This is a genomic window from Kribbella swartbergensis, from assembly GCF_054784135.1.
The window spans coordinates 667,172-680,689 of the sequence record NZ_BAAGPM010000017.1 but is presented as its reverse complement, the minus strand read 5'-3'; the positions used below and the strand labels follow the sequence as shown (position 1 = coordinate 680,689).

Sequence of the window (13,518 nt, the reverse complement as noted above, 5' to 3'; positions counted from 1 at the left end):
GCCCGGTCTCTGCAAGGTGGCCTCCCCGCGACGGGCAGCCCGACCGCGACCTGGGCCGCCCTCGGTCCACGGGCGGCGGATCGTCGAGGACGGCGACTGGGCCGACCCGGTGCCCCCGGAGGACTCCGGTGGTGTTCAGCGCGGGTCGGCGATTCCGGTGATGGGGCTCAGCGCAGTTCGGCGATGACGGTCTTGAGTTCGGTGTAGTCGTCCAGGCCGAACGATCCGAGCTCGCGGCCCCAGCCGGATTGCTTGAAGCCACCGCGCGGCAGGGTGACGTCATCAGCGTGCCAGGTGTTGAGCCACACCGTGCCGGCACGCAGTCGGGCGCCGACGCGGTGCGCGGTGCCGAGGTCCTTGGACCAGACTCCGGCCGCGAGGCCGTAGACCGTGTTGTTGGCGGCCGCGACGACCTCGTCCTCGGTGTCGAACGGGACCGCGGTCACGACGGGACCGAAGATCTCGTCGGTCTGCACGGCCATCTGCTCGGTGACAGAGGTGATGAGTGTCGGCGCGACGAAGTACCCACGGTCACCGACGGCATCGGCACTACCCGCGCTGAGAACAGCGCCCTCCTGCACCGCTCCGCGGATGTAGCCCAGCACCTTCTCGTGCTGCTCCTGGGAGACCAGCGGACCCATGTCCGAGCCCGGATCGAATCCGTCGCCCACCTTGATGGCGCGCGCGGCCGCGGCCACGCCCTCGACGACCTGGTCGAAGACGTCGCGCTGGACGTAGAGGCGGGAGCCGTTGACGCAGCACTGGCCCTCGTTGAAGTAGCCACCCAGCACCGCACCGGCGACGGCGGCGTCGAGGTCCGCGTCGTTGAAGATGATGTTGGGGGCCTTGCCGCCGAGCTCGAGGGAGACCTTCTTGAGATTGCCCGAGGCAGCGGCGGCGATCTTCTTGCCGACCTCCGTGCTGCCGGTGAAGGCGACCTTGTCGACACCGTGGTGGTCGACGAGCGCGGCACCGGTGTCACCGAAGCCGGGAACGACGTTGACGACGCCGGCGGGCACGCCGGCCTCGAGCAGAAGCTCGCCGAGGCGGAGTGCGGTCAGCGGGGTCTGCTCGGCAGGCTTGAGGATGACGGTGTTGCCGGCCGTGATGGCCGGCACGATCTTGAAGCAGGCCATCAGCAAGGGAAAGTTCCACGGCACGATGCCCGCGACCACGCCGACCGGCTCGCGGCGGGTGTAGGCGTGGAAATCTCGGCCAGGCACCGACATCGGGATGGTCGTGCCCTCCACCTTGGTCGCCCATCCCGCGAAGTAGCGGAACAGCTCGGCGGAGGTCGCGACGTCGCCGTCGCGGGCCGCCTCGACGCGCTTGCCGTTGTCGAGGGCCTCCAGTTGGGCCAGTTCGTCGGCGTGGGCCTCGATCAGGTCACCGATGCGCCACAGCAGATGGGAGCGGTCGCGCGGCGTCATCTTCGACCACGGTGAGGGCGACTCGAACGCGGTGCGAGCCGCCACCACGGCGCGGTCGACGTCGACGGCCGACGCCTGCGCGACCTGGACGAGCACCTCCTCGGTGGACGGGTTGACGGTGGCGAAGGTCCGGCCGTCCTTCGCGTCCACCCATTCGCCGTCGATGAGCAGCTGCTTGGGCGAGGACAGGAACGAGCGGACGGCGGGCAAGAGGGCGGAGTTCTCGTGCGGCATGGTGGCCTTCCGTAGGTGTGGGCTGAGAACAGGTGCGGGCTGGAGAACGTGGCGGTGGCAACAAAGATTCGGCGCGGCTACTTGATGATCAGCACCTTCGACCGGTCGAGGGTGAGTGCGACGGCGGCGACGATGATCGCGCCGTACAGGATCTGTTCGTAGGCGGACGGTACGCCGACGATCGGCAGGCCCACCCGGAGCAGCGTCACGACGAGCGCACCGGCGAGGCTTCGCCACACGCTGCCGTGGCCGCCGGTGATCGCGGTGCCGCCGACGACGATCGCCGCGACGGCCGGAAGAAGCAGGTTGTCGGCCATCGTCGGGCTGCCGCTGAACTGGCGCGAGACCAGCATCACCGCAGCGAGCCCGGCGCAGGCACCGGAGACGCAGAAGGCACCGACCTTGACCAGGTCGACGGGTGTGCCGGCGAGTCGCGCGGCCGACTCGGAGTAGCCGGTGGCGGAGATCCAGCTGTGCAACGGGGTTGCCTTGAGGACGACGGAGATGACGGCGACGACGATGATCGCCACGGCGACCGACATCGGCACGTAGCCCCCGATGTAGAGGTCCAGCCAGCTGATCGTCGAGTCGTCCACGACCCGAACGGTGCCGGCACCGGAGACGACGAGGGCGACCGCGGAGAAGATGCTCATTCCGCCCAGGGTGACGATGAAAGACGGTATCCGGAGCAGCACGTGCGCCACGCCCTGCGCCGCGCCGATCGTCGCCGCGACGAGGATGACGGCGGGCGTGGTGAGAGCACCGAGGTCCGGCAGCCACAGGGCGAGCAGGACGGTCGACAACGAGGCCAACGCCGCGATGGACAGGTCGATGCCGCCGCAGAGGACGACGAGCGTCGCCCCGGCGGCGAGCACGATGAGCGGCGCGGCCGTCCGCGATGCCGCGGTCAGGCTCCGCTGGGTCAGGAAGTCCGGGTCGGCGATGGTCAGGGCGGCCAGCAGCGCCACCAGGGCGATCAGCGGCATGAACTTGGTGAGTCGCTGGGCCGGGCCGGGACCACCCTTCACGGTGGCCTGCCCAGCGTCCGGCTTCATGACGACGGGGGTGCTCATACCATCTCTTTCACGAGGTCCAGGGGGCTCGGTTTGCCGCCGTTCGGGCAGGCGACCTCGGTCGCGACCCGTCCGTCGTTCATGACCAGAATTCGGTCGGCCATGCCGATGGCCTCCTCCAGGCTGTCGGCCAGCAGCACAGTCGCCACTCCGCTCGCGGCGAGCTCGCGCATCAGTCGGTACACCTCCGACCGGGCTCCGATGTCGAGGCCGCGCGTGGGGTGGTCCAGCAGGAGGAGCCTGATGTCACCACCGACCAGCCAGCGGGCCAGCACCACCTTCTGCTGGTTGCCGCCGGACAACCGCTGGATGGCGGTGTCGCGGCCTGGCGTCCGGATGGAGAGCCGGCTGATCCAGCTGTCCACGAGAGCGGCCTGCTTCTTGGGCGCCACGAGGGGTCCCGAGCAGCGGGCCTTCTGCTTGGCCAGGGTCATGTTCTCGGCCACCGACATCGGGCCGACCATGCCCTCGGTCTTGCGTTCAGCCGGTACGTAGCCGATACCGGCGGCGCACGCGGCGCGGGTGCCGGTCAAGTCGAGCTTCTTCCCGTCCATCAGGATCTCACCGGCCGTCGTCGGCTCGGCGCCGAAGAGGGCGCGGCAGAGCTCCTCGCGACCGGATCCGTGGACGCCGACGATCGCCACGATCTCGCCGGCCGCGACGTCGAGATCGACGTCGCGGAACGACGTGCCCGACAGTCCGCGCACGGACAGCCGGGGCTGCTCGGCGAGGACGGGCACGGCGGCGTTCTCGTGGTAGTGGTCGTCGGACCCGGTGGAGCCGATCATCATCCGGTGCAGCTCGCGCGGCACGGCACCGGCCGTGGCGACCTCCCCGACAGACCGACCGCTGCGCAGTACGGTCACGCGGTCGCACACCTCCAGCACCTCGTCCAATCGGTGCGAGACGAAGACGACCGAGGCGAACTCACGCAGCCGGCGAACCTGCTCGAAGAGGGTCTCGATCTCCTTCGACTCCAGCACCGAGGTGGGCTCGTCGAGGATGATGACCGGCGGGTGCTGGCTCCGTTCCTCGATGCGCAGCACCTTCGCGATCTCGACCATCTGCCGGTCGGCAAAGGTCAGCGTGTCGGTGCGGGCGAGGGGGTCGATGTCCGAGCCGATCTTGTCCAGCTGCTCCTGGGCCAGGCGACGCATGGCGTCCCAGCGGTAGACACCCCGGCGGACCGCGATCCCCTCGCTGCCGAGGACGATGTTCTCGGCAGCGGTCAGGTTGGGCACCAGGGACTGCTCCTGGAACACCATCCCGATGCCGTGGTTGGCGGCATCGACGACGCTGCGCAGCTTGACCGGCTCGCCGCGGACATAGATCTCACCGGCGTCGGGGCGGACCAGACCGACCAGAGCCTTGAGCAGCGTGGACTTGCCCGCGCCGTTCTCGCCGGCGAGACCGAGGACCTCGTGCTGGCGCACCACCAGGTCTACGCCGTCGAGGGCCTTCACGCCCGGATAGTGCTTGACGAGGCCGCGGACCTCCAGCGCCGGCACCGGAACCGACGCGGACGTCGTGGGCTCCTGCGCGACGTGAACGCTCATTTGACCACCTGGTTCCTTCGACGCTGGGGGATGACTGCCGCGGCCACCGCGGCCACGACGATGAGGCCCTCGACACCGCTCTGCCAGTAAGGGCTGACCCCGACCTGCACGAGACCGTTCGTGAGCACCACGACGAGCAGGACTCCGACGGCGGAGTGCAGGATGCCACCCCGGCCCCCGGTGAGCAGAGTGCCGCCGACGACGGCGGCGGTGATGGCCGAGAAGTCGTACCCGTCACCGGCCTGGACGAGGCCGGCGCCGAGCTGGCTGGTCACCATGACCCCGCCGAGCCCGTAAAACGCTCCGGCGAGAGTGAAGACCGCGACCTTGTACGGTTCGACCTTGACCCCCGACAGCATGAGCACCTCCTCGGCGCCACCGATGGCGAAGGCGTAGCGACCGAGCCGGGTGTAGCGCTGGATGAGCCACCCCACCACCAGGCAGGCGGCGGCGATCCAGGTCAGGTAGGAGAACCCGAGGAGGCGCTCGATCGCCCAGCTCTCGAGCATGGTGTCGGAGACATTGGGCTGGACGCCGGCGAACATCAGGGTCGCGACACCGAGCCCGATGGCCGACACGCCCAGCGTGACCATGAACGACGGCACCTTCAGCAAGACCAGCGCCAGCCCGCTCACGCAGCCGAGGCCGGCGCCCAGCAGCACCGCGACCAGGATGCCGAGGATCCCGAAGTCGTTGTCGTTGCGATTGTTCGCCACCAGGAGCGACACGGTCAGGGCCGCGGCGCCCATCACGCCGGCGGCCGAGAGGTCGATCGACCCCATCACCAGCACGAACGTGATGCCGCAGGTGACGACGGCAAGCACCGCGGCGGCGTCCATGATGTTCTGGACGTTGTCGATGCTGCGGAACTGCGAGCTCAGGGTCGAGAAGACCACGAAGATGACGACCAGGGCGACCGGTGGGCCGGCGTCCCGCAACGACACCCCCCGCCGTGGCCGGGGGCGAGACGCGGTTGCGGCTCGCGATGTCATGGTCACGACAGGGGACCAGCCACGCGGTTGAAGACGTTGCCGCACTCGAAGTCGGACGGGTTCGTCTTCGGCTGCAGGAAGTCGGCGACGTTGTCCTTGGTGATGAGGAACTGCTCGGCGAAGAACGCCCGGTGCTCGTCGGCGATGTCGTCCACCGACAGCTTGCCGGTGGCAACGCAGTACCCGATCGCCAGACCGATCCCTCCCTGCCAGGCACCGTCGCTCGAGACGGTGGCGGTCATGTGTCCGCTTTTGATCGCGGTGAGAGCGTCCGGAACGGCGTCGATGCCGACGACGGCCACCTTGCCGGCGCGGCCGGCCTGCTGGAGTGCCTCCAGTGCACCGAGCGCCATGTCGTCGTTGGCTGCCCAGATGCCCTTGACGTTGTTGCCGTGCTTGGTCAGCAGCGTCTTGGTCACCGCGAGCGCCTCGGCGCGCGAGAAGTTGGCGGCCTGCTGGTCGAGCAGCTTGACGCCGGGGTTCTTCTTCAGCGACGCCTCGAGGCCGGCGAACCGGTCCTTGGCTGCCGCAGTGTCGAGGACGCCCTGCAACGCGATGATGCCACCCGAGCCTCCGATCGCCTTGGCGAGCGCGTCACCGATCTGCTGGCCCGACTCGACGCCGTTGTAGGTGATGTGGGTGAGCCACTTGGAGTAGTCGGTCGGCTTGAGGTCGGCCGGCTTGTTCCACTGGGTGACGAGGTAGGCCCCGGCCCGGTCGGCACTCTTCACGATCGGAGTGGTGTCCGAATCGCCGTTGGGCAGGACGTTCATGACGAGGCATTTGGTGTCGCCGGCGAGGACCTGGCTGACCTGCTCCTGCTGCTTGGTCGAGTCACCGTCGTAGGTCAGGCGCTCCTGGGTCAGGCCGACCGACTTGGCGAAGACGTCGCCGCCGGCGAGCCACGAGGCCTCGTAGGGGTTGGATTCGTTGCGGACCTGGCCCACCAGCCTGACCTCGGACGGTTCGCACCTGTCCGCGCCGGCGGAGGCATTGCCGCCGCCGGCCTCCTCGCTGCAGCCCGCGAGCGCAGTGGTCACCAGCGACAGGCCGATGAGGGCCGCGGCGGGACGTGAGGTGAACTTCATGGTCGATCCTCGATTTCTTCGGTGCCGGCGCTCCGGCGGAGTGACACTGACGGAATGAGAACTGCCGCCCGAGTGCGGCTGCTGCGGTGCTGCGGGTGCTGCCGGGTGGGGCGGTGGCGCGGCAGTCGTACTTCTGCGCCGGATCGGCGCTGTCGGGGCCGGGGGTCAGCGGGCCATCCAGCCTCCGTCGACGACGAGGACGTGGCCGTTGACGTAGTCGGCGGCGGCCGAGCTCAGGAAGACGACCGATCCGGCGATGTCGGAGGCCACTCCCCAGCGACCGGCCGGGATGCGCTCGAGGATGGACCGGGAACGGTCTGGGTCCTCACGCAGTGCGGTCGTGTTGTCGGTGGCGATGTAGCCGGGCGCGATGGCGTTGACCTGCACGCCGAGCGGGCCCCATTCGTTCGCCAAAGCCTTGGTGATCCCGGCGACCCCGTGCTTGCTGGCGGCGTACGACGCGACGCGGAGCCCGCCCTGGAAGGACAGGAGGCTGGCGACGTTGACGATCTTGCCGTGTCCGCGCTCGGCCATCGGGCGCCCGAACTGCTGGCACAGGAAGAACACGCCGGTCAGATCGACGTCCAGCACCCGATTCCAGGACTCTTGGCTCACGGCCACCGAGTCCTCGCGCTCGATGATGCCGGCGTTGTTGACCAGGATGTCGACCTGGCGATCGGCAGCCACCTCGGCTCCGACCCGCTGGACGGCGTCGTGGTCGCTGACGTCGAGGTCGACGACCTCCACGTCACGGCCGAGGTCGGCCACCTGGTCCCGGGTGGAGGACTGGCTTCCGGGCCGGCCCAGCAGGACCAGGTCGGCCCCTGCTTGGGCCAGCCCGAGAGCGGCGGCCTGTCCCAGGCCGCGGCCGGCGCCGGTCACGACGGCGCAGCGGCCGTGCAGGTCGAACGGGGAGCGGAGTTCGACGGCCGTCTGCGTGGTCACAGCTCCTCCAGCGCTACCGGCGTCAGATCGGTGTAGGTGTTGTTCTCACCGGCCATTGCCCAGATGAAGGCGTACGAGCCGGTGCCGGCGCCCGAGTGGATCGACCACGGCGGCGAGATGACGGCCTCGCGGTTCCGCACCACGAGATGGCGGGTCGCGCCGGGCCGACCCAGGAAGTGGAAGACCCGATCCTCCTCGTCGAGGTCGACGTACAGGTAAACCTCGGTCCGCCGGTCGTGCCGGTGCGGCGGGAAGGTGTTCCAGACGGAGCCGTCGGCGATGACTGTCACGCCGAACTGGAGCACCGAGGTCTGCAGTTCCTGGCCCCAGGCGTACCGGTAGAGGCTGCGCTCGTTGGCGCCTTGCGCCGTGCCCAGCGCTACCGGCTCGATCGCCCGGTGGCTCAGCGCGGTCGTGGGGTAGGTCGCGTGTGCCAGGGCGGAGACGAAGTAGAACGCGGCCTCGGCGCCGACGAAGACGACCTCGCTGCCGCGGCCGACGAACAGTCCGTCGAGGTGTTGGAGTTCGAACTTCTCACCGTCGACGAGCACATGGCCGGGCTGCCCGACGTTGATGATGCCGAGCTCGCGGCGCTCAAGGTGGGACGCGGTGCCGAGCACGTCCCAGGCCGGCAGCTCCAGCTGACCGGAACCGGGAACCGCTCCGCCGACGACCAACCGGTCGTCGTGCGTGTACACCCCGTTCACCTCTCCGGTGCGGAACAGGTTCTGTACGAGGAAGTTCTCCCGCAGGTCCGCATTCGTCGCCGTCTCCACGCTGGACGGCGATGCGGAGTACCTCACTTCGATCAACGCGATCTCCTCGCTATCTGAACCACGTTCTGCCACGTGAACTCGGTTGAACGTACCTGTGGCCCCGATCACGGTCAAGGGGTCGAAGTCAGTCCATATATGTGGACGGTGGTGTAGAATCTTCACCGAGCGGGAGAAGGTTGCACCCCAATTAGGAGGTCTCGGTGGGCATGGAGAAGACGGCGAACGGCAGTTCCGTCACCGGGCAGGTGAAGTCTGCTGCGCGCGTCCTCGATGTCCTTGACGACATCGCCGCTCGCGGACCCGGCACCCAACTGCAACTGGCCAATCGCCTGGGCATCCCGAAGAGCAGCCTGCACGCACTTCTGCGCACCATGTGTGCCCGCGGCTGGCTGGAGACCGACCCGACCGGCAGCGTCTACCGGCTGGGGATCCACACCCTGACGGTCAGCTCGGCCTACCTCGATGGCGACCCGGTCCTCTCGCAGGCGTCCGCCGTGATGGACGAGATCGCGGCAGCCACCGAGGAGACGGTGCACCTGGGTCGTCTGGATGGCGCGGACGTCATCTACACCGCCAAGCGCGAGTCCAAGCACCCGTTGCGCATGTACTCGGCCGTCGGTCGACGCCTGCCGGCCTACGCCACGTCCCTCGGCCGGGCGATGCTCGCAGAGCAGCCCGAAGAAGTCCGTGACGCGCTCATCCCCCACCAGATCGAGCCGCTCACGTCCAAGGCGACCACAGACCGAGGCACCCTGCTCGCGATCATCGACAAAGCCAAGCAGCTCGGCTACGCAGAGGAGAGCGAGGAATCCTGCCTGGGCGTGCGCTGCTTCGGCGTCGCGCTACCCTTCTCACGCACATCGGTCGACGCGCTCAGCGTCGCAGTCCCCCTCAGCCGTCTCGACCAAGGCCGGGAGGACTTCATCATCGAGTCTCTGCTGAGCGTGAAGGCCCGCCTGTCGGCGTTGCACGACAACAGCATGCCCCGCTGACACACCCGCCCGCCGCACCTCGGCGGTGACGCACGCCGCCGGTGCTCCAGACCCGTTCCGCCGTCGAGGGCGCACCTGCCAGCGGGTACGGCGGATTCACGCTTGCCCGACCGTGGAAGGTCGCTGGCCGGGCTGTGGATCAAGCACCCTGCACGGCAGCATCGAAGGAGCAGCAACGCAGCTCGGACCACCGTGGGCGCATCGCCAGGAGGGCAGGGCTGACATGGAGCGTGCGGACTGGCTGGATGGTGCCTTCGACTCGGCCCAGGCCCGATTCCTCATGCTGACGGCGGTCACCCACCACCGGATCAGCTCACCGATCCGGGATGCGCAGGAGGTCCTGAAACGTCGATGCCCTGGTCGCAGGCCTGAGGTCCGGCGAGGCTCACAGCAAATGGTCTGTAGGCTAGCCGGTTCGGCGCGGTCGTAGCGCTCACGGGTCGGTCAGGGCGCGGTCGCTCCGACCGCCAGCGACGCGCTCGACAGTAGCACAACGACGCCTGCATCACCAACTACTGGGCCAACTGGGACCTGTGCACGATGGACTCGATCCTTGCCATCGGCATCCTCTGTGCGACGCCGCGAAGTACGACCAGGCAGTGAACTACTTCAAGAACGGTGCCGGCAACGGGTCGATCCGGTACGCCGTGCCGTTCGTCTACGACGACCAGGGGCCGGCCCAATGGCAGGAACCGGGTCGCGACCAGGGCCACACGATCATGGGGATCGGGCAGATGGGCGCCTTCTGCGAGATGGCGTGGAACCAGGGCGAGGACCTCTACGGTTACGACGACAACCGCTTCCTGAAGGCGGCGCAGTACGTCGCGAAGTACAAGCTCGGCCAGGACGTACCGTCACCAAGTGCACCTGGGGCACCGGCCAGAACTGCGCCTACCACGAACACACGGTCATCTCCAGCGCGAGCCGGGCCCAACTCCGGCCGGTGTGGGACATCCTGCACTTCCACTACACCAGGCGTAAGTACCTCTCGGTGCCGTACATCTCCGCGATGGCGGCACAGGTCCGCCCGGAAGGAGGTGGCGGCGACTACGGCACGACCAGCGGCGGCTTCGACCAAACCGGCTTCGGCACCCTGATGTACGCCAAGTAGACACGCACAACCAGAGCGACAGCCGTCCGCCGGCCGCTCCCCTACACACCCCTGGGAGCCGTTGGCGGGCCCGTGCACAAGGTTCGGCGGGTCATCCAGTCGGTCGGTTCAGCGGAAGTGTTGCTGTAACTGCGGCGCCGCCCAGGGGACCGTCGTCGCGCGCCTCGACGGTGCCACCGTGGGCGGTGATGATCGCGCGGACGATCGCGAGGCCGAGGCCGGCGCCCGAGGTGCCCGGTGTGCGGGCCGGGTCGCCGCGAACGAAGCGTTGGAAGGCCGAATCGAGGACTGTCGGCGGAAAGCCCGGTCCGTCGTCGGCGACCTCGATCGTTTGCCTCGACGTCCTGCCTTGCAGCGCGCGGCATCCTTCGCAAAGCGGCGCGACCAACGCCACAACGCCTGAGCACAGCGCCCGCGAGCCCTGGCTCGCTCTCGAGTCAGGGCTTGACGGCTGTCCCAGCAAGTGCTGCGCTCGGGGAGAAGGGGGACAGCCATGGTGATGATCAGTAATACCTCGGATATCAGGTGCACACCGGAGGAAGCGTTCGACTACCTCGTTGACCTGCGCAACGAGCTGGAGTGGAACCCCCGGGTGGAAGCGATGGAGAAGATCACCGACGGCCCGATCGCGCTCGGCACGACGTACCGGGCCAAGTGGAAGAGCAGTCCGTGGGTCGACGTCGAGTGCGTCGAGTACGACCGCCCGCTGCGGTGGGCGTACCACAACGGTGGCCCCATCGAGGTCACCTTCACCGCCCGCTTCGAACCCACCGCGACGGGCACCAGGCTCTACGCCGACTTCGACGCCACGCCACACGGCTGGTTCCGCCTGATCTTCCCGCTCTTCCTCCGCCAGATGCGCAAGGAGGAAAGGGCCAACATGACCCACCTCCGCACAGCTGTGGAGGCGCGGGTCAACGGCTGAGGCGGATGGTGCCGGAGGCATCTTGCTCAGGCCGGCGGTTCACTTCGTGGAACGACGCATCACCATGCCGCCGTGGTGGAGGACGTCGTCACGGAACTCGCCATCTGCTTGGAATCCTGAGTCGTCCCAGTATTCGATGTGGTCACCGGTGATCTCGTAGCGGCCGGTGTAGGCGGCTTCGCGCGTTCCCCTGGCTTCGACGTACCGGCCGGTGGGCAGCAGCTCCTGCCGGACGTGATTGTCGGCTGTGACCCAGAGGCCGACGTACTTGTTTGCGTCGTTGTTCGGCATACGGGTTTCCTCTCGTGATGGTACGGCGGACTCCGGCGCGCGTGGCGGACGCGCCGTACTCGGCGGAGTATCGGCAAGCGGCGCTGCGGGCGACGCGGTTGAGATCGACTCAGTGCGGGGAGTGGGAGCTGAGGGCGTCCACAGAAGTTCCGCGGTCGACCAGATGGCGATCGCCAGGACGATGGTGACGGCAGTGTGGAGGCGAGGTCGTGGCACAGTGCGTCTCCTGGTGGTTGGTGGAGGGCCCGGCGTGACTACCGCTGGGCGGTCGGGCGGATGATGATCTCGTTCACGTCCACACCCTCGGGCTGGCCGAGCGCGTAGCTGATGGCGCCCGCGATGGCGTCGGCCGGGATGCTTGCCGCCCGGTAGGTTTCCATCGCCGCGGCAGCGTGAGGGTCGGTGATGTGGTCGGCGAGCTCGCTCTCGACGACCCCCGGCGAGATGGTGGTAACGCGGATGCTGGGGTCCGACTCCAGCCGCAGGCCTTCGGTGAGAGCCCAGGCGGCGTACTTGGTTGCCGAGTAGACCGCCGACGTGGGCACGACCTGGTGGGCCCCGATGGAGGCGACCGTGACGACGTGGCCGCCGCCTTGGGCCTTGAAGTGCGGAAGGACGGCAGCGATGCCGTACTGCAGGCCACGGACGTTGACGTCGAACATCCGGTCCCACTCCTCGACGAGCAGTGCATCGAGGGTGGAGAGGAGCATGACGCCGGCGTTCCCGACGAGGACATCGATGCGTCCGTGCCGCGCGACGGCGCTATCGATCAGGTCACGGAACGCGTTCCGATCAGTGACGTCCAGGGCATGGGCCTCGGCTCGGTGACCGGCGTCACGGAGTTCACCGGCCAGCCTGTCGAGGCGGTCGGTACGTCGTGCGGCAAGGATCACCGTGTGGCCCTCGGTGGCCAGGCGACGAGCTGTCGCTTCGCCGATACCGCTGCTGGCTCCGGTGATCACGATCACCTTGCCCTGCTTGCTTCGGCGCTGCGAGGGCGCGGTGGCAGCTGCCTTGTCTTCGCTGAGGGTGTCCGGCGCTGTGGGAGGGGTCGTCTGTGATGTCATGACGACCACGATTGCTGCGCCCGCGCCGGGGAGGAAGGACGCCAGGCACCTGGGCGTGCTGCACCCACCCAACCGGTGCCAGGCCAACTTAGGATCGGTGTCATGGCTGCTACTCCGTTGGGCGACTACCTGCGAGCGCGGCGTGCACACGTCAGTCCCGAAGACGCTGGGCTGCCGACGTATGGCGTGCGCCGCGTACCCGGACTGCGCCGCGAAGAGGTTGCGATGATGGCCGGGATGAGCGTCGACTACTACGTGCGACTCGAACAGGGCCGGGAACGCAACCCCTCCGCGCAGGTCCTCGACGCGTTGAGCCGGGTGCTACAGCTCGATGATGACGCCCGGCTCCACCTGTACCGCGTCGCCGGCCTCACGCCCAGCCCGTACCGGGCGGCCGCGCCCGAGCAAGTGGACCCGCAGCTGCTCCGCCTGATGGATATGTGGCCGGACAACCCGGCGCTGGTCTTGGGCCGCGCGTACGACGTACTGGCCGGCAACCAACTGGCCTACGCCCTGTTCGACGGCTTTCGTCAGGGACCCAACCTGCTTGTCAAGGTCTTCCTGGATCCTGAGGCGCGCACGTTCTACCCGGACTGGGAGGCGACCGCCGCCAACACTGTCGCCGGCTTCCGTTTGCTCCATGGCAACTCGCCGCGCGACCAGCGCATTCAGGATGTCCTGCGCATGGTCGGCGAGCAGAGTCCCGAGTTCACCGAGCTCTGGGAGCGCCACGATGCTCGGGGCAAGAGCGTCGAGGTCAAGCGGTTCCACCACCCCGAGGTGGGAGAACTGACGCTTCGCATGCAGGCCTTCGATGTCCGCGCCTCCCCTGGCCAGCAGCTCGTCGTCTACCACGCCGAACCTGGCTCGGCCAGCGCGGAAGCCCTCGCGCTACTAGGCACACTCGCAGCAACCCGCGCCCAAGAGCAGGCCCCTGACCGGCGGTACTGAGGCCTGAGCGGTCGAATCTTGTCCGCCGGGCGGTGATGCCGTACCCCCGCTAGTCCAACCTGTCGGACGCATGACAAGGGCCAGGTC

14 protein-coding genes are annotated in these 13,518 nt (G+C 68.3%); 4 read left to right on the top strand and 10 right to left on the bottom strand.

Going from position 1 to position 13,518, the window contains the following annotated elements:
• Nucleotides 1-167 precede the first annotated feature (167 nt).
• From ACYVOK_RS15125 to kduI, 7 genes are all read right to left on the bottom strand, one after another.
• The gene (locus ACYVOK_RS15125) at nt 168-1,664 is read right to left on the bottom strand and encodes an aldehyde dehydrogenase family protein (protein WP_460663025.1); all 1,497 of its coding nucleotides are present in this window, start codon (nt 1,662-1,664) and stop codon (nt 168-170) included.
• A 77-nt stretch (nt 1,665-1,741) separates the two neighbouring features.
• Nucleotides 1,742-2,737 (bottom strand): ABC transporter permease, encoded by a 996-nt coding sequence (locus tag ACYVOK_RS15120; RefSeq protein WP_460663024.1) that lies wholly within the window; start codon nt 2,735-2,737, stop codon nt 1,742-1,744.
• Nucleotides 2,734-4,293 carry a sugar ABC transporter ATP-binding protein gene (locus tag ACYVOK_RS15115; protein WP_460663023.1) on the bottom strand — a complete coding sequence of 520 codons (1,560 nt, stop codon included), beginning with the start codon at nt 4,291-4,293 and terminating at the stop codon, nt 2,734-2,736. Before ACYVOK_RS15115 ends, ACYVOK_RS15120 begins: the two co-directional genes overlap by 4 nt.
• Nucleotides 4,290-5,237, bottom strand: a complete 948-nt coding sequence (locus ACYVOK_RS15110; protein WP_460663022.1) for an ABC transporter permease — start codon at nt 5,235-5,237, stop codon at nt 4,290-4,292. Before ACYVOK_RS15110 ends, ACYVOK_RS15115 begins: the two co-directional genes overlap by 4 nt.
• A gap of 50 nt (nt 5,238-5,287) precedes the next feature.
• Complete coding sequence (locus ACYVOK_RS15105; protein WP_460663021.1) at nt 5,288-6,373, bottom strand: sugar ABC transporter substrate-binding protein; 1,086 nt, start codon at nt 6,371-6,373, stop codon at nt 5,288-5,290.
• A gap of 165 nt (nt 6,374-6,538) precedes the next feature.
• A complete protein-coding gene (gene kduD, locus ACYVOK_RS15100) occupies nt 6,539-7,318 on the bottom strand; it encodes a 2-dehydro-3-deoxy-D-gluconate 5-dehydrogenase KduD (protein ID WP_460663020.1) in 780 nt (259 codons plus the stop codon).
• Nucleotides 7,315-8,121, bottom strand: a complete 807-nt coding sequence (kduI, locus tag ACYVOK_RS15095) for a 5-dehydro-4-deoxy-D-glucuronate isomerase (protein WP_460663075.1) — start codon at nt 8,119-8,121, stop codon at nt 7,315-7,317. The genes kduD and kduI overlap by 4 nt, the downstream gene beginning before the upstream one ends.
• 179 nt (nt 8,122-8,300) lie before the next feature.
• Here kduI and ACYVOK_RS15090 point away from each other — a divergent pair, with 179 nt between their 5' ends.
• Nucleotides 8,301-9,086: an IclR family transcriptional regulator gene (locus ACYVOK_RS15090; protein WP_460663019.1), complete on the top strand. Its 786-nt coding sequence runs from the start codon at nt 8,301-8,303 to the stop codon at nt 9,084-9,086.
• Nucleotides 9,087-10,029: 943 nt separating this feature from the next.
• Nucleotides 10,030-10,197, top strand: coding sequence for a hypothetical protein (locus ACYVOK_RS15085; protein ID WP_460663018.1), 168 nt, complete (start codon nt 10,030-10,032; stop codon nt 10,195-10,197).
• A 91-nt stretch (nt 10,198-10,288) separates the two neighbouring features.
• On the opposite strand, the gene ACYVOK_RS15080 is transcribed toward ACYVOK_RS15085, so the two are convergent.
• Nucleotides 10,289-10,591: an ATP-binding protein gene (locus ACYVOK_RS15080; protein WP_460663017.1), complete on the bottom strand. Its 303-nt coding sequence runs from the start codon at nt 10,589-10,591 to the stop codon at nt 10,289-10,291.
• 99 nt (nt 10,592-10,690) lie between these two features.
• Here ACYVOK_RS15080 and ACYVOK_RS15075 point away from each other — a divergent pair, with 99 nt between their 5' ends.
• Nucleotides 10,691-11,122, top strand: a complete 432-nt coding sequence (locus tag ACYVOK_RS15075) for an SRPBCC family protein (protein ID WP_460663016.1) — start codon at nt 10,691-10,693, stop codon at nt 11,120-11,122.
• Nucleotides 11,123-11,161: 39 nt separating this feature from the next.
• Here the strand turns inward: ACYVOK_RS15075 and ACYVOK_RS15070 are convergent, their stop codons facing one another.
• Together ACYVOK_RS15070 and ACYVOK_RS15065 are read right to left on the bottom strand one after the other, a co-directional pair.
• The gene (locus tag ACYVOK_RS15070) at nt 11,162-11,413 is read right to left on the bottom strand and encodes an Atu4866 domain-containing protein (protein WP_460663015.1); all 252 of its coding nucleotides are present in this window, start codon (nt 11,411-11,413) and stop codon (nt 11,162-11,164) included.
• 254 nt (nt 11,414-11,667) lie between these two features.
• Nucleotides 11,668-12,480 carry an SDR family oxidoreductase gene (locus ACYVOK_RS15065; protein WP_460663014.1) on the bottom strand — a complete coding sequence of 271 codons (813 nt, stop codon included), beginning with the start codon at nt 12,478-12,480 and terminating at the stop codon, nt 11,668-11,670.
• Between the two features lie 102 nt (nt 12,481-12,582).
• On the opposite strand from ACYVOK_RS15065, the gene ACYVOK_RS15060 reads away from it, so the two are divergent.
• A complete protein-coding gene (locus ACYVOK_RS15060) occupies nt 12,583-13,431 on the top strand; it encodes a helix-turn-helix domain-containing protein (protein WP_460663013.1) in 849 nt (282 codons plus the stop codon).
• Nucleotides 13,432-13,518: the final 87 nt, after the last annotated feature.